The organism is Shinella sp. HZN7 (assembly GCF_001652565.1).
GTDB lineage: Bacteria > Pseudomonadota > Alphaproteobacteria > Rhizobiales > Rhizobiaceae > Shinella > Shinella granuli.
Genome location: NZ_CP015736.1, coordinates 1,450,961 through 1,471,061, shown reverse-complemented (window position 1 = coordinate 1,471,061; position 20,101 = coordinate 1,450,961). Strand labels below are relative to the sequence as shown.

The following is a 20,101-nucleotide window of genomic DNA, read 5'->3' as shown; positions in this document are numbered from 1 at the left end:
GGTGCGTGCCGGACCCGCTCAAAAGAAGGTCCGGGCGGCGGCTTCGGCAGCCGCGCCGATCGGCCCGCCGATCAGCACATAGCCGACGACAAACAGGCCGGAGAGACCGAAGACCAGCTTCAGTTCGCCGGCGGTACGGGCGAATTCACCCGTCGGCTCGTCGAACCACATCACCTTGATGATGCGCAGGTAGTAGTAGGCGCCGACGACCGAGGCGAGCACGCCGATGATGGCGAGCGCATAGAGATGCGCCTCGATGGCCGCCATGAACACGAAGTATTTTGCGAAGAAGCCTGCCATCGGCGGGATGCCGGCGAGCGAGAACATCAGGATCGTCAGCACGGTCGCCATGAACGGATTGGTCGAGGAGAGGCCGGCGAGGTCGTTGATGTCCTCGACATTGCCGCCTTCCTTGCGGCGCATGGCGAGGATGATCGCGAAGGTGCCGAGCGTCATGACCATGTAGATGAGCATGTAGAGCGCGACGCCGCGCACGCCCGCCATGGAGCCGGCGGCAAGGCCGACCAGCGCATAGCCCATATGGCCGATAGAGGAATAGGCCATCAGGCGCTTGATGTTGCGCTGGCCGATGGCGGCAAACGCGCCGAGCAGCATGGAGGCGATCGAGATGAAGACGATGACCTGCTGCCAGTCGGCGACGACGGGCTCGAAGGCATCGATGACGATGCGCACCAGCATGGCCATGGCGGCGACCTTCGGCGCGGCGGCGAAGAAGGCCGTGACCGGGGTCGGCGCGCCCTCATAGACGTCCGGCGTCCACATGTGGAACGGCACGGCCGAGATCTTGAAGGCAAGGCCGGCGAGGATGAAGACCAGGCCGAAAACGAGGCCGAGCGAACGGCCCTCGGCTGTCAGCGCGGCGGCGATCTCCTGGAAGCCGATATGCCCGGTGAAGCCGTAGACCAGCGACATGCCGTAGAGCAGCATGCCCGAGGACAGCGCGCCGAGCACGAAATACTTCAGGCCCGCTTCCGTCGAGCGCAGGCTCTCGCGGTTGATCGCGGCGACGACGTAAAGTGCCAGCGACTGGAGTTCCAGCGCAAGATAGAGCGACAGAAGGCTGTTGGCCGAGATCATCAGCAGCATGCCGAGTGTCGACAGCACGATGAGGACCGGGAACTCGAAGCGGTCGAGCTGCTCCGAGCGGGCGTGGCCGACCGTCATCACCATGGCGGTGATCGAGCCGATCAGCGCCAGCACCTTCATGAACTTGGCGAAGGGATCGGAGACGAAGGCGCCACCATAGGCCTGGCCCTCGCCCGTGGCGAGAACCAGCCAGAGGCCGGAGATGATGAGCAGCGCGACGGCGAGCCCGGTGACGGTCGTGCCCGAGCGCTCGCCGGAGAACACGCCGATCATCAGAAGGACCAGGGCGCCGACGGCAAGAATGATCTCGGGGGTCGAGAGTTGAAGGCTGGCAAGGATCGTATCAGCGGTCATGTCTTCGAGTCCCGTCGTCAGTTCGCCGAAAGCGCAACGGATTGCGCCGCCTGCAGAGCCGCGGAGTAGTTATTGAGCAGCGCGTCGACCGAAGCCGCCGTCGCATCGAATACCGGCGCCGGATAGACACCGTAGAAGATCGTGAGGATCAGGAGCGGGTAGAGCAGCAGCTTCTCGCGCACATCGAGGTCGAGCAGCGCCTTCAGGCTTTCCTTCTCCAGCGCACCGAAGATCACCCGGCGGTAGAGCCAGAGCGCGTAGGCGGCCGAGAGGATGACGCCCGTGGTGGCGAAGAGCGCGACCCAGGTGTTGGCGCGGAAGACGCCGATCAGCGTCATGAACTCGCCGACGAAGCCCGACGTGCCCGGAAGGCCGACATTCGCCATGGTGAAGATCATGAAGGCGACGGCGTATTTCGGCATGTTGTTGACGAGGCCGCCATAGGCCGCGATCTCGCGGGTGTGCAGCCGGTCATAGACGACGCCGACGCACAGGAAGAGCGCGCCCGAGACGATGCCGTGCGAGAGCATCTGGAAGATGGCGCCCTGCAGGCCCTGCACATTCGCCGCGAAGATGCCCATGGTGACGTAGCCCATATGGGCGACCGACGAATAGGCGATCAGCTTCTTGATGTCGTCCTGCATCAGCGCCACCAGCGAGGTGTAGATGATGGCGATGACCGACAGGGCGAAGACGAAGGGCGCGAAATAGTCCGACGCCAGCGGGAACATGGCGAGCGAGAAGCGGATGAAACCGTAGCCGCCGAGCTTCAAGAGCACGCCGGCCAGGATGACCGAGCCTGCCGTCGGCGCCTGGACGTGCGCGTCGGGAAGCCAGGTGTGCACCGGCCACATCGGCATCTTCACCGCGAAGGAGGCGAAGAAGGCGAGCCACAGCCAGGTCTGCATGTGGGCCGGGAAGTTGTAGGCGAGCAGTTCAGTGATGTCGGTCGTGCCGGCCTGCCAGTACATCGCCATGATGGCGAGCAGCATCAGCACCGAGCCGAGCAGGGTATAGAGGAAGAACTTGTAGGAGGCGTAGACGCGATCCTTGCCGCCCCACACGCCGATGATGATGAACATCGGGATGAGGCCGGCTTCGAAGAAGACGTAGAAGAGCACGATGTCGAGCGAGACGAAGACGCCGACCATGAACACTTCCAGGAGCAGGAAGGCGATCATGTATTCGCGCAGGCGCTTTTCGACCGAATGCCAGCTTGCCAGCACGCAGAACGGCATCAGGAAGGTCGACAGGATGACGAACAGCATGGAGATGCCGTCGACGCCGAGATGGTAGGAAATGCCGGTGCCGAGCCATTCGGCCTTCTCGACCATCTGGAAACCGGGATTCGCATTGTCGAAGCCGATCCAGATGAAGAGCGAGAGCACGAAGGTGAAGACCGTCGTCAAAAGCGAGACGTTCAGGATGTTGCGGCGGCCGTAGGGGCTGTCCTCACGGGTCAGCAGCAGAAGCGCCACGCCGACGAGCGGGAGGAAGGTGACCGCTGAAAGAATGGGCCAATCGGTCATCAGAGGGAGCTCCCGAGCATCATCCAGGTGACGAGTGCTGCAATACCGAGCAGCATCGCGAATGCGTAGTGATAGAGGTAACCGGTCTGGAGGCGGACGACGCGATCCGTGACGTCCACGACGCGGGCGGCGACACCGTTCGGGCCGAGGCCGTCGATGACGGCGCCGTCACCCTTCTTCCAGAGGAACTTGCCGATCCACATGGCGGGACGGACGAAGATGAAGTCGTACAGTTCGTCGAAGTACCACTTGTTGAGCAGGAACTGGTAAAGGCCGCGATGCTGCTCGGCGAGGTATTTCGGCGTTTCCGGCGAACGGATGTACATGTACCAGGCGGTGACGAAGCCGATGGCCATGGCCGCGAACGGGCTCCACTTCACCCACAGCGGCACGTTGTGGAACTCGTGCACGAGGTGGTTTTCGGGAAGCGTGAAGAGCGCGCCCTGCCAGAATTCGTCGTAATGGTGGCCGTAGAAATATTCGACGAAGACCACGCCTGCGACCACCGCACCGGCGGCCAGCAGATAAAGCGGCACCAGCATGACGGACGGCGATTCATGCACATGATGCATGACGTCGGCCGAGGCGCGTGGCTTGCCGAAGAAGGTCATGAAGGCCAGGCGCCAGGAGTAGAAGCTGGTGAACAGCGCGGCGACGACCAGGAGCACGAAGGCGAAGCCGGCGACCGGGCTGTGCGAGGCGAAGGCCGATTCGATGATCGCATCCTTCGAGAAGAAGCCGGCAAAGCCGATGACGGTGCCCGGAATGCCGACGCCGGTCAGCGCCAGCGTGCCGATCGTCATCATCCAGAAGGTGATGGGGATATGCTTGCGAAGGCCGCCCATGTGGCGCATGTCCTGCTCGCCGTCGACGGCGTGGATCACGGAGCCCGCGCCGAGGAACAGCAGCGCCTTGAAGAAGGCGTGCGTGAACAGGTGGAAGATCGCCGCGCCATAGGCGCCGATGCCGAGCGCGACGAACATGTAACCGAGCTGCGAGCAGGTCGAATAGGCGATGACGCGCTTGATGTCGTTCTGCACGAGGCCGACAGTCGCCGCGAAGAAGGCGGTGATGGCGCCGACCAGAGTGACGACCACGAGGGCGTCATGCGACAGTTCGAAGATCGGCGACATGCGGGCGACGAGGAAGACGCCGGCGGTGACCATGGTCGCGGCATGGATGAGCGCCGAAACCGGGGTCGGGCCTTCCATGGCGTCCGGCAGCCAGGTGTGCAGCAGGAACTGCGCCGACTTGCCCATCGCGCCCATGAAGAGCAGGAGGCAGGTGGCGGTCAGCGCATGCGACTTGTCGAGCGTCATGCCGAACAGCGTGATGACCGGGTCGGCGGCATCCGCGGCGCCCTCGGCCGGCAGGTAGGTCGCGGCCGTTGCGAAGATCGTCTCCAGGTTGATCGAGCCGAAGAGCACGAACACGCTGGAAATGCCGAGGATGAAGCCGAAGTCGCCGACGCGGTTGACGATGAAGGCCTTCATGGCGGCGGCGCAGGCCGACGGCTTCTTGTACCAGAAACCGATGAGGAGGTAGGACGCAAGGCCCACGCCTTCCCAGCCGAAGAACATCTGCAGGAGGTTGTCCGACGTCACCAGCATGAGCATGGCGAAGGTGAAGAGCGACAGGTAGGCGAAGAAGCGCGGCCGATGCGGGTCATGATGCATGTAGCCGATCGAATAGACGTGCACGAGCGTCGAGACCGAATTGACGACGACGAGCATGACGGCCGTCAGCGTATCGACGCGGAACGCCCATTCGACATCCAGGCCGCCGGACTGGATCCAGCGCAGCACGCTGACCTTGACCATCTCCGTCTCGCCCATGGCGACGTCGAAGAAGACGATCCACGACAGCACGGCCGCGATGATCATGAAGCCGGACGTGACATATTCGGACGCCTTGGCGCCGATGGCATTGCCGCTGAGCCCGGCGATCAGGAAGCCGATCAGCGGAAGGAAGACGATTGCCTTGATGATGGTATCCATGACCCGATCAGCCCTTCATCATATTGACGTCTTCGACGGCGATCGAACCGCGGTTGCGGTAGAAGACGACGAGAATTGCAAGACCGATGGCCGCTTCCGCAGCCGCGACGGTCAGAATGAACAGCGCGAAGACCTGGCCGACGATGTCGTTCAGGAAGTGCGAGAATGCGACCATGTTGATGTTGACCGACAGCAGGATGAGTTCGATCGACATCAGGATGACGATGACGTTCTTCCGGTTCAGGAAGATGCCGAAGACGCCGAGGGTGAAGAGGATGGCGCTGACGGTGAGGTAGTGGGAAATACCGATTTCCATGATGCTTTTCCTTGGTCTCGCGCTGCCTCAGATGCCCTGCCCGGGCTTCACCTTGACGATCTCGACGGCGGTCTCCGGCGTGCGGGCGACCTGGGTCGGGATATCCTGGCGCTTGATATGCGGCTTGTGGCGCAGCGTCAGCACGATCGCGCCGATCATGGCGACGAGCAGCACGAGGCCGGCGATCTGGAAGAAGTAGGCGTAATGCGTATAGAGCACGTCGCCGAGGGCGGCCGTGTTCTGGCGCTCGGCGGCCGGCGGGATCGGCATCGCGGCATTGCTGGCGATTTCCGGCGAGAGCGTCGAGCCGCCGACGACGACCACGAGCTCGATCGCGAGGATCAGGCCGATCAGCGCGCCGACCGGCGCATATTCCAGTGCACCTGCCCTCAGTTCGGCGAAATCGATGTCGAGCATCATGACGACGAAGAGGAAGAGGACCGCGACCGCGCCGACATAGACGACCAGCAGGATCATCGCCAGGAACTCGGCGCCCGTCAGGAGGAAGAGGCCTGCCGAATTGAAGAAGGTGAGGATCAGGAACAGCACGGAATAGACCGGGTTCCTGGACGCGATCACCATGAAGGCGGACGCCACCGCCACGAAGGCGAACAGATAGAAGAATAGAGCCTGCAGACCCATTTTGGTGCCTTTTCGTCTTCCCCGGAGAAGGTTCCCCCTGCCCCGTCGAAGCCTGACGACCGCTCGTCAGGCACTTCACGTTCGTTATGCCTTCCGCCCGAAATCAGCGGTAAGGCGAATCCATAGCGATGTTGCGGGCGATTTCCCGCTCCCAGCGATCGCCGTTCTCGAGCAGCTTCTGCTTGTCGTAGTAGAGTTCTTCGCGCGTTTCCGTCGAGAACTCGAAGTTCGGGCCCTCGACGATGGCGTCGACCGGGCAGGCCTCCTGGCAGAAGCCGCAATAGATGCACTTCACCATGTCGATATCGTAACGCACCGTGCGGCGCGTGCCGTCGTTGCGGCGGGGGCCGGCCTCGATGGTGATGGCCTGAGCCGGACAGATGGCCTCGCACAGCTTGCAGGCAATGCAGCGCTCTTCGCCGTTGGGGTAGCGGCGCAGCGCATGCTCGCCGCGGAAGCGCGGGGAGACCGGGCCCTTTTCGAAGGGATAGTTCACCGTCGCCTTCGGACGGAAGAAGTAGCGCATCGACAGGAAGAACGCGCCGACGAATTCCTTGAGGAACAGCGAATTTACGGCTTGCGAAAGACTAGCCATTTCAAGCTCCAATGCTGCTGAAATCGCGGGCGGTCATGCGGACCAGCCCGTGAGCTTCAGCACGAATGCAACGATGACGACCATGGCGAGCGAGATCGGCAGGAAGACCTTCCAGCCGAGACGCATGAGCTGGTCGTAGCGGTAGCGCGGCACGAAAGCCTTCACCATCGCGAACATGAAGAAGACGAAGGACGCCTTCAGGACGAACCAGATGATGCCCGGGACCCAGTTGAGGAACCACACGTCGACCGGCGGCAGCCAGCCGCCGAGGAAGAGGATCGTGGTCAGCGCGCACATCAGGCAGATGGCGGCATATTCACCGAGCATGAACATCATGTACGGGGTGGAGCCGTATTCGACCATGAAGCCGGCGACGAGTTCGGATTCGGCTTCCGGAAGGTCGAAGGGCGGGCGGTTCGTCTCGGCCAGCGCCGAGATGAAGAACACCACGAACATCGGGAACAGCGCCAGCCAGTGCCAATCCAGGAAAGAACCTGGCAGGCCGATCATCGTGCCGAGGCCGTCGCGCTGCGAATTGACGATGTCCGTCAGGTTCAGCGAGCCGACGCAGAGCAGCACGGTGACGATGACGAAACCGATGGAGACTTCGTAGGAGACCATCTGCGCGGCGGAGCGCAGCGCGCCGAGGAACGGGTACTTCGAGTTCGAAGCCCAGCCGCCCATGATGATGCCGTAGACTTCGAGCGAGGAGATCGCGAAGATGTAGAGGATGCCGACATTGATGTTGGCGATCACCCAGCCGTCGTTCAGCGGCACGACCGCCCAGGTGGCGAGCGCCAGCGTCACGGAGACGAGCGGCGCGAGCAGGAAGATCACCTTGTTGGCCGTCGCCGGGATGACCGGCTCCTTGAAGACGAACTTCAGGAGGTCGGCGAAGGACTGGAAGAGACCCCAGGGGCCGACGACGTTCGGGCCGCGGCGAAGCTGCACGGCCGCCCAGATCTTGCGGTCTGCGAGAAGCACGTAGGCGATGAAGACCAGGAGCGCGACCAGGAGCAGCAACGACTGCGCCACCATGATCACGCCGGGCCAGACATAGGTCGAAATGAAAGCGTCCATTACCGTCTATTCCTTCGCGCTCATTCCGCCGCGGCTTTGAAATTGTTGCGGGCAAGCGCCGAGCACTCGGCCATGACCGCGGAGGCGCGCGCTATCGGGTTCGTCAAATAGAAGTCTTTGATCGGAGACGCAAACCCGGAATTCGCCATCGTCCCGCCTTTTTTCGCAAGCGCGGAAAGATCGGCGATTTGACCCGCAGCAATCTCGTCAATCGCAGCGAAATGCGGGTGCGCCTCGTAGAGCTTCGCGCGCAACTGGACGAGCGAATCGAAGGGCAGCTTCCTGCCGAGCACGTCGGACAGCGCGCGCAGGATCGCCCAGTCCTCGCGGGCGTCGCCCGGCGCGAAACCGGCGCGGTTGCCCATCTGGACGCGGCCTTCGGTGTTGACCCAGGTGCCCGACTTCTCGGTATAGGTCGCGCCCGGCAGGATGACGTCGGCGACATGCGCCGCATTGTCGCCGTGCGAGCCGATATAGACCGTGAAGGCGGTCTTCTTCGAAAAATCCATCTCGTCAGCGCCGAGCAGGAAGAGCACGTCGGTGCCGGTGAGCATGTCGGCCGCCGTCTTGCCCCCCTCGCCCGGCACGAAGCCGAGGTCGAGGCCGCCGACACGCGCGGCTGCGGTGTGGAGGACGGCAAGGCCGTTCCAGTCCGCCTTCACCGCGCCGACCTTCTCCGCCAGCGCGGAGACGGTCGAGAGGACGGCGAGGCCGTCGGGACGCGACAGCGCGCCCTGGCCGATGATGATCATCGGGCGTTCGGCCTTCTTCAGCTTGGCGGCGAACTTGACGGAACCGTCGAGGAGGCCGGAGAGCGTGTCCGTGCCGGCGCCGAGATACTCGTAGCCGTAGCGCAGCTCGCCCTCGACGCCGATCACGCCGATCGGGAAGTTGTCCATGCGCCAGCGCTTGCGGATGCGGGCGTTGAGCACGGCGGCTTCGAGGCGCGGATTGGCGCCGACGATGAGCAGCGCATCGGCCTGCTCGATGCCTTCGATGGTCGGGTTGAACAGGTAGCTGGCGCGGCCGAGCGACGGGTCGAGCACCGAACCGTCCTGGCGGCAGTCGACATTGACGGAGCCGAGGGCGGTCATCAGTTCGCGCAGCGCGTAGATCTCCTCGACCGAGGCGAGGTCGCCGGCAATCGCACCGATGCGCTCGCCCGGCTTGCCGGCGACGGCGGCCTTGATGGCGCCGAAGGCCTCGGCCCAGCTTGCGGGCTGCAGGCGGCCGTCCTTGCGGACATAGGGGCGGTCGAGGCGCTGGGTCTTCAGGCCGTCCCAGATGAAGCGGGTCTTGTCGGAGATCCACTCCTCGTTGATCTCCTCGTTGACGCGCGGCAGGATGCGCATCACCTCGCGGCCGCGGGTATCGACGCGGATGGCCGAGCCGACGGCGTCCATGACGTCGATCGATTCGGTCTTGCTCAGCTCCCACGGGCGGGCCGTGAAGGCGAAGGGCTTGGAGGTCAGCGCGCCGACCGGGCAGAGGTCGACCACGTTGCCCTGCAGCTCCGAGGTCATCGCCTGTTCGAGATAGGTGGTGATCTCGGCATCCTCGCCGCGGCCGATGAGGCCGAGCTCGGTGATTCCGGCCACTTCCGTCGTGAAACGAACGCAGCGCGTGCAGTGGATGCAGCGGTTCATGATCGTCTTGACGAGCGGACCGATATACTTGTCCTCGACCGCGCGCTTGTTCTCCGCGTAGCGCGACGAGTCGATGCCGAAGGCCATCGCCTGGTCCTGCAGGTCGCATTCGCCGCCCTGGTCGCAGATCGGGCAATCCAGCGGGTGGTTGATGAGCAGGAACTCCATCACGCCTTCGCGCGCCTTCTTGACCATCGGCGTGGTCGTGAAGACTTCCGGCGGCTCGCCGTTCGGGCCGGGACGCAGGTCCCGTACGCCCATGGCGCAGGAGGCCGCCGGCTTCGGCGGGCCGCCCTTCACCTCGACGAGGCACATGCGGCAGTTGCCGGCAACCGACAGCCGCTCGTGGAAACAGAAGCGCGGAACCTCGGCGCCGGCCTCCTCGCACGCCTGAAGCAGCGTGAAGTGATCCGGGACTTCGATTTCTTTTCCGTCGACTTTCAGCTTTGCCATATCTCAATCCCGCTTTTGACGCGGGAAAACCCCGCGTCTCGCCAGCGCCATTCTGTCCAGCCTCAGGTCCGGGTTCCGTCCCTTCGGCCTTGTTCCATCTGCCGGTTCCGGCGGGGTCTCAGCCCCTGCCCTTCGCCAGCGCCCTTGCCTGCTCCACCCAGCCATCGCGGGCGATGCGCCCTGCGAAACCGAGTTCGGCTTCGATCCTTGCGACATCGGCGGGCTTCAGGCCCGCGATGTCGGCATAGCGCCGGAAGCCCATGCCGTTCAGCACCTGCTCCAGCTTCGGCCCGATGCCCGAAATCGCTTTCAGGTCGTCGGCCTTTTCGGTCCTTGCCGCCGGAGCCTTGCGCACCGGCCTGGCCTCCGCCGTCTTCGGCGTCGCACTTTTCTCGCGCGCCACCGTTACCGTCTTCGCCACGGCGGGCTTTTCCGCCTTCGGCACCACGGTCAGCACCGGCTTCGCCTTGACCGGCTCCACCGGCTGCGGCGGCGCTTTCGCCTCCGCGGCCTCGTCCAGCGCCACCTTGGCCCGCTCCGCCGCGCTCTGCATCAGGCCCAGCATCGCACCGGCCATCTGGCCCGCAATGCCCAAGCCGATCGCGGTCGTCGCGGCCATCGCCGCCACCGGATGGGCCATCAGCGGGTGCAGCGGCACGTCCGGCATCGTTCTCAGCCAGGGCGCGAGCCCGAAAGGATCGCTCCCGCCGGTTTCCGCCGGCTGAACCCTGGTTGCATTCGCATCCTGTCCTGCCGGCGTCTTCATCGCCTTACTCCGCTGCTTCGAGCACGGCGCCATGCGCCATGGCGTTGGCCGTGTACTGGTCGATGCGTGCCTCGATTTCCGGGCGGAAATTGCGGATGAGGCCCTGGATCGGCCAGGCCGCCGCATCACCGAGCGCGCAGATCGTGTGGCCTTCGATCTGCTTCGTCACGTCGAACAGCATGTCGATTTCACGCTTCTGCGCATTGCCCCGCACCATGCGCTCCATGACGCGCATCATCCAGCCGGTGCCTTCGCGGCACGGCGTGCACTGGCCGCAACTCTCGTGCTTGAAGAAGGCCGAGATGCGCCAGATCGCCTTGATGATGTCGGTCGAGCGATCCATGATGATCATGCCGCCGGTGCCGAAGGAGGATTTCACCTCGCGCAGGCCGTCGAAGTCGAGCGTCACGTTCATCATGTCCTCGGCCTTGACGACCGGGCAGGATGCGCCGCCGGGGATGACGGCAAGCAGGTTGTCCCAGCCGCCGCGGATGCCGCCGCCGTGCTTTTCGACCATTTCCTTGAAGGAGATGCCCATGGCCTCCTCGACCGTGCAGGGACGGTTGACGTGGCCGGACATCATGAACAGCTTGGTGCCGACATTGTTCGGGCGGCCGAACGAGGAGAACCAGCTCGCGCCACGGCGCAGGATGGTCGGCGTCACGGCGATCGATTCGACGTTGTTGACCGTCGTCGGGCAGCCATAGAGGCCCATATTCGCCGGGAACGGCGGCTTCAGGCGCGGCTGGCCCTTCTTGCCTTCCAGGCTTTCGAGCAGCGCGGTCTCTTCCCCGCAGATATAGGCGCCGGCGCCGTGGTGGACATAGATGTCTATGTCGTAGCCGAGCTTGTTGTTCTTGCCGAGAAGGCCGGCGTCGTAGCACTCGTCGATCGCCGCCTGCAGCGCCTCGCGCTCGCGGATGAACTCGCCGCGCACATAGATATAGGCGGCGTTCGCGCCCATGGCGAAGGAGGCGACGACGCAGCCTTCGATCAGCGTGTGCGGATCGTGGCGCAGGATATCGCGGTCCTTGCAGGTGCCGGGCTCGGATTCGTCGGCGTTGACGACGAGATAGTGCGGACGGCCGTCGGATTCCTTCGGCATGAAGGACCACTTGAGGCCGGTCGGGAAGCCGGCGCCGCCGCGGCCGCGCAGGCCCGAAGCCTTGACCTCGTTGACGATCCAGTCACGGCCCTTTTCGAGCAGCTGCTTGGTGCCGTCCCAATGGCCGCGGGCCATGGCGCCCTTCAGCGACTTGTCCTTGGTGCCGTAGATGTTGGTGAAGATGCGATCCTGGTCCTTAAGCATGATTCACCCCTTTACCGCGGCTTCTTGCCGAAGACGCGGATGTATTCCGCTTCGCCGCCCTTGGCGAGCGCCTTGGCCTGCTTGACCCAGTCGTCGCGCTCGATGCGGCCCTTGAAATTCAGATAGGAATCGATCCATTCGCGCTCCGCCTTCTTCCAGGCCGCGACCTGCGCGAAGGTGAAGATGCCGAGCTCGTGGAGAATGCCCTCGATCTTCGGGCCGACGCCGGAGATGAGCTTCAGGTCGTCGGGCGTTTGCGGGCGGGCGATGCCGGCCGGACGGTTCTTGTCTTCCAGCGACGGCTTGCCGGTGGCGGCCGCGATCGGCTGCTTGGCGGCGGCATCGCCGCCTTCGGCGCGCGTGTCGCCGGTCACCTTGGTGTTGGCGGCCGCTTCGGCCTTGGCGGTCGCCGGCGTCTTCAGCTTGGGATCGGTCTCGACGGCATCCGTCTTCGGCTTTGCGGCATTCGACGGGGGAACGCTGATGCTCTCCTCCTCGGTCTTCCTGGCGCGGGCCGGCGCCTTCTTCGTCGCCGCTTCCGGCTCGTTGAGGCTGGTGAGGCCGCCGACCGGGGCGGAGAAGATGCGGTCGACCTGCGGGCCGGGCGTGATGTCGGCGCCCTTGCCGGCATCGAAACGGTCGATGATGTGCTCGAGCTGCGTCGCCGTCAGGTCCTCATAGCTGTCCTTGAAGATCATGATCATCGGCGCGTTGACGCAGGCGCCCTGACACTCGACCTCTTCCCAGGAGAGCGTGCCCGTCTCGTTGAGATGGAAGGGCTCGGGATGGATGCGCTTCTTGCAGACATTGATCAGGTCTTCCGCGCCGCGCAGCATGCAGGGCGTCGTGCCGCAGACCTGGACATGGGCGCGCGTACCGACCGGCAGCAGCTGGAACTGGGTGTAGAAGGTCGCGACCTCGAGCACGCGGATATAGGCCATGCCGAGCATGTCGGCGACGGATTCGATCGCCGCCTTGGTGACCCAGCCGTCCTGCTCCTGCGCCCGCATCAGAAGCGGGATGACCGCCGACTGCTGGCGGCCCTTCGGATACTTGTTGATCGTTGCCTTGGCCCAGGCCGCGTTCTCCTTGGTGAAGGCGAAGCTGGCGGGCTGGACATTGTCATCGGCTAGTCGACGAACGGACATTCTGTAACGCCTTGTCTCAATTGATCTGCCGGCACTGCGTTTGCGTCGTGTTGACGAATTCGCAGGCGTAGGCCGACGTGTCTTTCTGCATGAATACGACGTAGCGGCTGCCGTTCGGCGCCGCCGCCTTGATCTCGTAGCCCTGGCTCGCCAGTGCCCCCATGGTGGTGCCGGACGCACCGATCTGCACCTCCTGCTGCGCGTTGGCGGCAGCGGCGGTCCCCAAGAGGATCAGCGTGGCAAGGGCAACGTTCGGCATCAGCGATCGACCTCGCCGAACACGATATCGAGCGAGCCGAGGATCGCCGAGACATCGGCGAGCTGGTGGCCGCGACAGATGAAATCCATCGCCTGCAGGTGGGCGTAACCCGGGGCGCGGATCTTGCAGCGGTACGGCTTGTTGGTGCCATCGGCGACGACATAGACGCCGAACTCGCCCTTCGGCGCCTCGACGGCCGCGTACACCTCGCCGGCCGGCACGTGGTAGCCTTCGGTGTAGAGCTTGAAATGGTGGATGAGCGCTTCCATCGAGCGCTTCATCTGGCCGCGCTTCGGCGGCACCATCTTGCCGTCGATCGAAGAGACCGGGCCGACCTTGGCATCGCCGAGCAGGCGGTCGACGCACTGGCGCATGATCTTCGCCGCTTCGCGCATCTCGATCATGCGGATCACGTAACGGTCGTAGCAGTCGCCGTTCTTGCCGATCGGGATGTCGAAGTCGAGGTCGGAATAGCACTCGTAGGGCTGCGAACGGCGCAGGTCCCAGGCCGCGCCCGAGCCGCGCACCATCACGCCCGAAAAGCCCCAGGCCCAGCAGTCTTCCAGCTTCACGACGCCGATATCGACGTTGCGCTGCTTGAAGATGCGGTTGCCGGTCAGAAGCTCGTCGATGTCGTCGACGGTCTTCAGGAACGGGTCGATCCACTTGCCGATGTCTTCCACCAGCTCGTGTGGCAGATCCTGGTGCACGCCGCCGGGACGGATATAGGCCGAGTGCATGCGCGCGCCGCAGGCCCGCTCATAGAACACCATCAGCTTTTCACGCTCCTCGAAGCCCCAGAGCGGCGGCGTCAGCGCGCCGACGTCCATGGCCTGCGTCGTGACGTTGAGGAGGTGCGAGAGGATGCGGCCGATTTCCGAATAGAGCACGCGGATGAGCTGGCCTCGGATCGGCACTTCCGTGCCCGTCAGCTTTTCGACGGCAAGCGCGAAGGCGTGCTCCTGGTTCATCGGCGCCACGTAGTCGAGGCGGTCGAAATAGGGCACGGCCTGGAGATAGGTCTTCGTCTCGATCAGCTTCTCGGTGCCGCGGTGCAAGAGGCCGATATGCGGATCGACGCGCTCGACGATTTCGCCGTCGAGTTCGAGCACGAGGCGCAACACGCCGTGTGCTGCCGGGTGCTGCGGCCCGAAGTTGATATTAAAGTTGCGAACGTTGTGCTCGTTCATGGGCGCGCTCCGCGCTGGGAGGAATTAGCCAATAGGCAGTAGGCAGTAGGGGTTAGTTCATTCCGTGCGTTCATTTCGTCCATCCTGCAAACTGCGGATCAGCGATCTGAGCATCCTTCCTACTTCATCACTCGACTTCATCAAGGAAATCACCTTCTCAGGCGAAGCAATTCCAACGCGGGATGAAAGTATCAGATGCGTCTCCAACTCCTTCAGCGAACCCTGGGCGAACTTGAGATGCTGGACATAGTGCCCTGTAGCATCTCGGCCATGACCTTCCGCAATGTTGGCGGCAACCGAGGCCGCCGACCGGCGTATTTGCGATACCATTCCATAAACCTCTTCACGGGGAAACCGCCGCGTCAGTTCATAGCTTTCGACCGCTAGATCCATGGCACGCTGCCAAACCTTCAGGTCCTGATAGGAATTGATCGTCGTCCGCTTGCTCCTTCCTACTGCCTATTGGCTATTGCCTACTTCCTGATTACTGCTTCGCCTTCTCGTCGCCCGGCAGCACATAGTCCGTGCCTTCCCAGGGGGAGAGGAAGTCGAAGTTGCGGAATTCCTGCTTCAGTTCGACGGGCTCGTACACGACGCGCTTGACCTCGTCGTCGTAGCGCACTTCCACGAAGCCGGTCGTCGGGAAATCCTTGCGCAGCGGGTGCCCCTCGAAGCCGTAGTCGGTGAGGATGCGGCGCAGGTCCGGATGGCCGGTGAAGAGGATGCCGTACATGTCGTAGGCTTCGCGCTCGAACCAGTCGGCGCCCGGATAGACCGCGCAGGCGGAGGGGACGGGCTGGTCCTCGCCGGTCGCGACCTTGACGCGGATGCGCACGTTCTGGCGTGGCGACAGCAGGTGATAGACCACGTCGAAACGCTCGGCGCGGGCCGGCCAGTCCACGCCGCAGATATCGACGAGGTTGACGAAGCCGCACTGCACGTCGTCGCGCAGGAAGGTCAGAAGCTCGACGACGCGGGCGCCGTCCGTCTTCAGGGTGAGTTCGCCATAGGCGATATCGGCGGAGGCGACGAGATTGCCGGCCGCTTCGCCGATATGGGAGGAAAGCTCCTGGAGGGCTTCGCTCATATCTAAAGTCCCCTGCCCTTAACGCTCGATCGTACCGGTCCGGCGGATCTTCTTCTGCAGCAGGAGCACGCCGTAAAGGAGCGCTTCCGCCGTGGGAGGACAGCCTGGTACATAGATGTCGACCGGCACCACGCGGTCACAGCCGCGCACCACCGAATAGGAATAGTGATAGTAGCCGCCGCCGTTTGCGCAGGAGCCCATCGAGATGACGTAGCGCGGCTCCGGCATCTGGTCGTAGACCTTGCGGAGCGCAGGCGCCATCTTGTTGGTCAGCGTGCCGGCGACGATCATGACGTCGGACTGGCGCGGCGAGGCGCGCGGGGCGAAGCCGAAGCGCTCGACGTCGTAACGCGGCATGGAGAGCTGCATCATCTCGACCGCGCAGCAGGCGAGACCGAAGGTCATCCACATCAGCGAGCCGGTGCGGGCCCAGGTGATGAGCTCATCCGTCGAGGTGACGAGAAAGCCCTTGTCGGCGAGTTCGTTGTTGATCTCGCCGAAGAAGGCGTCGTTGCTGCCGACGGGCTTGCCGGTGTTGGGATCGATGATCCCCTTGGCCTGCGGCGCGACGAGCGTCGCGTTGGTGTGGGCTACTCCCATTCGAGCGCTCCCTTCTTCCATTCGTAGATAAAGCCGATGGTCAGCACACCGAGGAAGACCATCATCGACCAGAAGCCGAACCAGCCCATGTCGCCGAAGGAGACGGCCCAGGGAAAGAGGAAGGCGACTTCGAGGTCGAAGATGATGAAGAGGATCGACACCAGGTAGAAGCGGATATCGAATTTCATGCGCGCATCGTCAAACGCATTGAAGCCGCACTCGTAAGCGGAGAGCTTTTCCGAATCGGGGGCCTTGTATGCGACAGCAAACGGCGCGACCAGCAGTGCAAGGCCGATCACGAGCGCGATACCGATGAAGATGGCGATCGGGATATAGGAACCGAGAAGTTCAGTCATTGGCGTCCATCCTGCCTGCTCGTGGCGCCGGAGAGACGCCTGTTGGTCCAAGACCTGCAAGCCGAGAAAGTATGTTGCAACGCCCCGTCGTTAGCGCAGTGAGCGGCCCCGCGCAAGGCTTTGTCCGGCTTTCGCCCCATTCATTGTGTTGTTTTCCGGGCGGCCGCGAAACCCCGGACGCAAAGCCATTTAAATCGTTACGATTTCAGGATGGGTGCAATGCGGGACGTTTCGCCGCAGATGCGAAGAAAAAGGGCCGCAAACCGCCGGCATTGTGATCGGACACATGATCGCCCCACCGTATCGCCGCTGCGCGCGGGAAGCACCCACATCCCCAGATTTCAAGAGCTGGCCCGGAGGCGGAAGCCCCTCCCTCTCCGCATGGAATCACCGTCCTTCATGCCCAGGGCAGGAATTCCGGAACATGCGAGTCCATCGCAAGGAATATGGGTGAATCTTATAAAGAGAGGAACGGCGACCGGGCGCAAAGCATCACGCGAAGAAACTGCGGCAATACCCTGGGGAGAAAGAAGAATGGCGCGAGTGACGGGGCTCGAACCCGCGACCTCCGGCGTGACAGGCCGGCACTCTAACCGACTGAGCTACACCCGCGCATCTTGTGGCCCTGCGGCCCCCGCATGTTTCGTCCGGCCCTTCGAGTGGCGCGAGTGACGGGGCTCGAACCCGCGACCTCCGGCGTGACAGGCCGGCACTCTAACCGACTGAGCTACACCCGCATCCTCGAAAGCGACCGGAAGGCGAACCATCCGTCCCGAGCGGCCTGAGCCGTTCGATGAGCGGCTAACTAAGGGGTTCGCCTTTGGGTGTCAAGCAGGTTTCACGACAAAAGAATGACGCGTCCGAAAATGTTTCCACAGCCTCGGGCATCTTCATGGCCGCGTTCAAAAAAATGCAAAAACTTTGCGATTGCCTCTTGCGGTTTGATCCGGTTCCGCATAGATCACGGCCACCAACGCGGCGGGCGATTAGCTCAGTTGGTAGAGCGCCTCGTTTACACCGAGGATGTCGGGAGTTCGAGTCTCTCATCGCCCACCATTTTCCCTCAGAAATTCAAGTTCGTCTGTGATTTCAACGCGCTCTGCGCGGGGAACCGTCATTCCGGGGCCTGCCGCCACTGACGCCTGTCCTGTGCCCACGCCCTTTCGGGCCGCGTCCTCCCGTTCGAAGATCGCGGAGAATTGTCCCGTGGCGCATCAAATTCCGATTGCAATCAGGGCCCGAGCCGCTAGTTGACTCCAGAAAGAGCGGATTTGCACCGAGAGTTCCGTCGATGATGTCCATGCACCGGCAATCTGCCGACAAACCGGGCAAGACGCCGCGCCATCCTGCGGGTGGATTCTGGATCTCACGCCTATGAGGGGTTTTGCTTGAGCGGCAAGGTCGCGCCGGAGCAGCGTTTTGGCAGCGAAACCGGCGAACGCCCGGCGGTCTCCCGGGCGTTTTTGCGCCGGCTTCGGCTGTGGACGGGCCTGACCCTTTTTCTCTACGCGGCGATGCACCTTCTCAACCAGGCCTTCGGCATCCGCTCGATCGAGGCGATGGAAATGGCGAGCCGGGTGCTCTTCCAGCCGTGGCAGAGCCTGCCGGGGCGGGTCCTGCTGTACGGCGGGCTCGCCATCCACGCGGCACTCGGGCTGCGCGCCCTCTATCGGCGACGGCATCTGCGGCTTCCCGCGGTCGATGCGGTGCAGCTGGTCTTCGGGCTGGCCATCCCGGCCGTGCTCTTCGCCCATGCCGGGGCGATCGCCTATCTGAAGGGCGTCTACGGCGCGCGAATCGATTTCGACAAGACCGTCTACGCGCTCTGGGTCGCCAGTCCCGAGGTCGGCCTGCCCCGCCAGTTCCTGTTGATCGTCGTCGTGTGGATCCACGGCTGCATCGGCGTGCGCGCCTGGTTGCGCGGCAAGTCCTGGTATCCGCGTTCCGTGCCGATCCTGATGTCGCTCGCCACCCTGCTGCCCGTGCTGGCCGTGCTCGGCTTCATCAATGCGGGCCTCGACATGCGCGATCTCGCCGCGCAGGGCATGGAAGCCCTGCGGCCGGGGCTTCACGACCTGCCGGGTTCGCCTGCCGCCACCGCCGCGGCCGAGGCCAATGCCGTCGCAAACCGTCTCACCATGGGCTATCTCGCGCTGCTGGCCGGCATCGTCATCCTGCGCATGGCACGCGGCTGGCATGCCACGCGGTTCGATTCGGTCCGGATCACCTATCCCGGCGGCCGTGTCGTCTCCGTTCCCGCCGGTTTCAGCGTGCTGGAGGCGAGCCGCTGGTCGGCCATTCCGCACGCGTCCGTCTGCGGCGGCCGGGGCCGGTGTTCGACCTGCCGCGTCGAGGTCACCGCCGGCGGCGAAACGCTGCCGGCCCCGGCGGGCGACGAGCAGCGCCTCCTGCGGCGCATCGGGGCACCGCCATCCGTGCGGCTCGCCTGCCAGATCCGGCCTGAACACGATCTCACCGTCGTTCCGCTTGTGCATTCCGCCACCGCGGCGCAGTTGCCGAAGGGCCGGTTCGGGCCCGCGACGGCCGCCCGCCGGGAGGTGGAGGTGGCGGCGCTCTTCGTCGACCTGCGCCAATCCACGCGCCTTGCCGACGATCGCCTGCCCTACGACACCTTCTTCATCGTCGAACGCTACATCAAGGCCGTGTGCTCGGCCGTGCGGGCGAGCGGCGGCCATGTCACCAACATTGCCGGCGACGGCGTCATGAGCGTCTTCGGCACCGACGGGCCGACGCATGACGCCGCGCGCGACGCCTTTCGCGCCGCGCTGCGGCTTTGGGAGGGGATCGACGCCCTGAACGAGGAGCTGCGGCAGGAACTGAGCGAGCCGCTGCGCATCGGGATCGGCCTGCATGTCGGGGTGGCGGTCGTCGGCACGGAGTGGACGGGCGGCCTCGAAGGCATGCCCTTCCTTGGCGACACCGGCAATGTCGCCGCGCGCCTGGAGGCCCAGACCAAGCAGCTGGGCGCGACCCTGATTGCCTCCAGGGAAGCGGTCCTGATGGCGGCGGGCGAACCGCACGCCTTCACCTTCGCCCCCGTGATGCTGGCCGGGAAGCAGGAACCGATAGAGGTCCTGTGCTTTCGCGACAGCGAGGCGCTTCGCCAGCTCGTCGGCGCCGCCGTTTCCGGGTGACGCCTCGCCGGGGCCTTTATCCCGGCATCACTGCCATGGTCTTCCCGTCTTTCCGCCGGCCGTGTTCCGCACGGGCGCCAGACGCCGCTTGACAGTTGCCGTCAAAAATAAGAACATAAAGGGAACAAATGGAGGTGCCGATGCAAAGCGATGCCATCGAACGGGCCCTGGCCGAAGTTGCTGCCTGCCGGGCCCTGCGCGAAAAGCAGCAGGCGCACCGGGCGGAGTTCCAGCGCAAGCTGGAGGCGGTCGCGCGGCCCCTCTATGTGCTGAAGTCCAAGACGCAACTGGAGCTGCGGCTGCAATGATGCACATTGTGAGACGACAGGGCGCTATCGTGCGCGAGGAAGCCGCCGAAATCCTCGCCCTTCACAATGGCGATGCCCTGGAGGCGCTGCGCACGCTGATTGCCGAGCGGGACGCCGTCGAGGAACGACTTGCCGTCGCAACGCTCATCATGCGCCGGCAATACAAGGCCGAAGGGCGACCGTGATCCACGCCGGTCCGCGCCG

Annotated in this window: 20 protein-coding genes and 3 tRNA genes; 4 read left to right on the top strand and 19 right to left on the bottom strand. The window is 64.1% G+C overall.

Going from position 1 to position 20,101, the window contains the following annotated elements; all coding sequences use genetic code 11:
• Positions 1–18 precede the first annotated feature (18 nt).
• The 19 genes from nuoN to shn_RS06995 form a co-directional block, all read right to left on the bottom strand.
• Positions 19–1,461 carry an NADH-quinone oxidoreductase subunit NuoN gene (nuoN, locus tag shn_RS07085; protein ID WP_064329785.1) on the bottom strand — a complete coding sequence of 481 codons (1,443 nt, stop codon included), beginning with the start codon at positions 1,459–1,461 and terminating at the stop codon, positions 19–21.
• Positions 1,462–1,478: 17 nt separating this feature from the next.
• Positions 1,479–2,990, bottom strand: a complete 1,512-nt coding sequence (locus shn_RS07080; RefSeq protein ID WP_064329784.1) for an NADH-quinone oxidoreductase subunit M — start codon at positions 2,988–2,990, stop codon at positions 1,479–1,481.
• Entirely contained in the window at positions 2,990–4,987 is a 1,998-nt protein-coding gene (nuoL, locus tag shn_RS07075) for an NADH-quinone oxidoreductase subunit L (protein ID WP_064329783.1), read from the bottom strand. Before nuoL ends, shn_RS07080 begins: the two co-directional genes overlap by 1 nt.
• A gap of 7 nt (positions 4,988–4,994) precedes the next feature.
• Positions 4,995–5,303, bottom strand: a complete 309-nt coding sequence (gene nuoK, locus shn_RS07070) for an NADH-quinone oxidoreductase subunit NuoK (RefSeq protein WP_024270868.1) — start codon at positions 5,301–5,303, stop codon at positions 4,995–4,997.
• A 27-nt stretch (positions 5,304–5,330) separates the two neighbouring features.
• Complete coding sequence (locus shn_RS07065) at positions 5,331–5,945, bottom strand: NADH-quinone oxidoreductase subunit J (RefSeq protein ID WP_064329782.1); 615 nt, start codon at positions 5,943–5,945, stop codon at positions 5,331–5,333.
• 103 nt (positions 5,946–6,048) lie between these two features.
• Complete coding sequence (gene nuoI / locus shn_RS07060; protein ID WP_023513863.1) at positions 6,049–6,540, bottom strand: NADH-quinone oxidoreductase subunit NuoI; 492 nt, start codon at positions 6,538–6,540, stop codon at positions 6,049–6,051.
• Positions 6,541–6,573: 33 nt separating this feature from the next.
• Entirely contained in the window at positions 6,574–7,620 is a 1,047-nt protein-coding gene (nuoH, locus tag shn_RS07055) for an NADH-quinone oxidoreductase subunit NuoH (RefSeq protein WP_064329781.1), read from the bottom strand.
• Between the two features lie 20 nt (positions 7,621–7,640).
• On the bottom strand, positions 7,641–9,719 hold the full coding sequence (gene nuoG / locus shn_RS07050) for an NADH-quinone oxidoreductase subunit NuoG (RefSeq protein WP_064329780.1): 2,079 nt from the start codon (positions 9,717–9,719) through the stop codon (positions 7,641–7,643).
• 118 nt (positions 9,720–9,837) lie between these two features.
• On the bottom strand, positions 9,838–10,485 hold the full coding sequence (locus shn_RS07045) for a hypothetical protein (RefSeq protein WP_064329779.1): 648 nt from the start codon (positions 10,483–10,485) through the stop codon (positions 9,838–9,840).
• A 4-nt stretch (positions 10,486–10,489) separates the two neighbouring features.
• The gene (nuoF, locus tag shn_RS07040) at positions 10,490–11,794 is read right to left on the bottom strand and encodes an NADH-quinone oxidoreductase subunit NuoF (RefSeq protein ID WP_064329778.1); all 1,305 of its coding nucleotides are present in this window, start codon (positions 11,792–11,794) and stop codon (positions 10,490–10,492) included.
• 11 nt (positions 11,795–11,805) lie between these two features.
• Positions 11,806–12,942, bottom strand: a complete 1,137-nt coding sequence (locus shn_RS07035; protein WP_064329777.1) for an NADH-quinone oxidoreductase subunit E — start codon at positions 12,940–12,942, stop codon at positions 11,806–11,808.
• Between the two features lie 16 nt (positions 12,943–12,958).
• Positions 12,959–13,201: a hypothetical protein gene (locus shn_RS07030; protein WP_064329776.1), complete on the bottom strand. Its 243-nt coding sequence runs from the start codon at positions 13,199–13,201 to the stop codon at positions 12,959–12,961.
• Complete coding sequence (locus shn_RS07025; RefSeq protein WP_064329775.1) at positions 13,201–14,391, bottom strand: NADH-quinone oxidoreductase subunit D; 1,191 nt, start codon at positions 14,389–14,391, stop codon at positions 13,201–13,203. The genes shn_RS07030 and shn_RS07025 overlap by 1 nt, the downstream gene beginning before the upstream one ends.
• Positions 14,392–14,448: 57 nt before the next feature.
• Positions 14,449–14,784, bottom strand: coding sequence for a four helix bundle protein (locus shn_RS34920; protein ID WP_084437831.1), 336 nt, complete (start codon positions 14,782–14,784; stop codon positions 14,449–14,451).
• Positions 14,785–14,875: 91 nt separating this feature from the next.
• The gene (locus shn_RS07015) at positions 14,876–15,478 is read right to left on the bottom strand and encodes an NADH-quinone oxidoreductase subunit C (protein WP_064329773.1); all 603 of its coding nucleotides are present in this window, start codon (positions 15,476–15,478) and stop codon (positions 14,876–14,878) included.
• An 18-nt stretch (positions 15,479–15,496) separates the two neighbouring features.
• Entirely contained in the window at positions 15,497–16,078 is a 582-nt protein-coding gene (locus tag shn_RS07010) for an NADH-quinone oxidoreductase subunit B family protein (RefSeq protein WP_064329772.1), read from the bottom strand.
• The gene (locus tag shn_RS07005; RefSeq protein ID WP_064329771.1) at positions 16,069–16,434 is read right to left on the bottom strand and encodes an NADH-quinone oxidoreductase subunit A; all 366 of its coding nucleotides are present in this window, start codon (positions 16,432–16,434) and stop codon (positions 16,069–16,071) included. The genes shn_RS07010 and shn_RS07005 overlap by 10 nt, the downstream gene beginning before the upstream one ends.
• Positions 16,435–16,969: 535 nt before the next feature.
• Positions 16,970–17,046 (bottom strand) — tRNA-Asp (locus shn_RS07000).
• A gap of 48 nt (positions 17,047–17,094) precedes the next feature.
• A tRNA-Asp gene (locus shn_RS06995) sits at positions 17,095–17,171 on the bottom strand.
• Positions 17,172–17,414: 243 nt separating this feature from the next.
• Here shn_RS06995 and shn_RS06990 point away from each other — a divergent pair.
• From shn_RS06990 to shn_RS35765, 4 genes are all read left to right on the top strand, one after another.
• Positions 17,415–17,490: transfer RNA gene (locus shn_RS06990), tRNA-Val, on the top strand.
• Positions 17,491–17,822: 332 nt separating this feature from the next.
• Positions 17,823–19,589, top strand: coding sequence for an adenylate/guanylate cyclase domain-containing protein (locus shn_RS06985; RefSeq protein ID WP_064329770.1), 1,767 nt, complete (start codon positions 17,823–17,825; stop codon positions 19,587–19,589).
• Positions 19,590–19,729: 140 nt separating this feature from the next.
• Positions 19,730–19,897: a hypothetical protein gene (locus shn_RS36340; RefSeq protein ID WP_162852974.1), complete on the top strand. Its 168-nt coding sequence runs from the start codon at positions 19,730–19,732 to the stop codon at positions 19,895–19,897.
• Positions 19,894–20,082, top strand: coding sequence for a hypothetical protein (locus shn_RS35765; RefSeq protein ID WP_145925880.1), 189 nt, complete (start codon positions 19,894–19,896; stop codon positions 20,080–20,082). Before shn_RS36340 ends, shn_RS35765 begins: the two co-directional genes overlap by 4 nt.
• Positions 20,083–20,101: the final 19 nt, after the last annotated feature.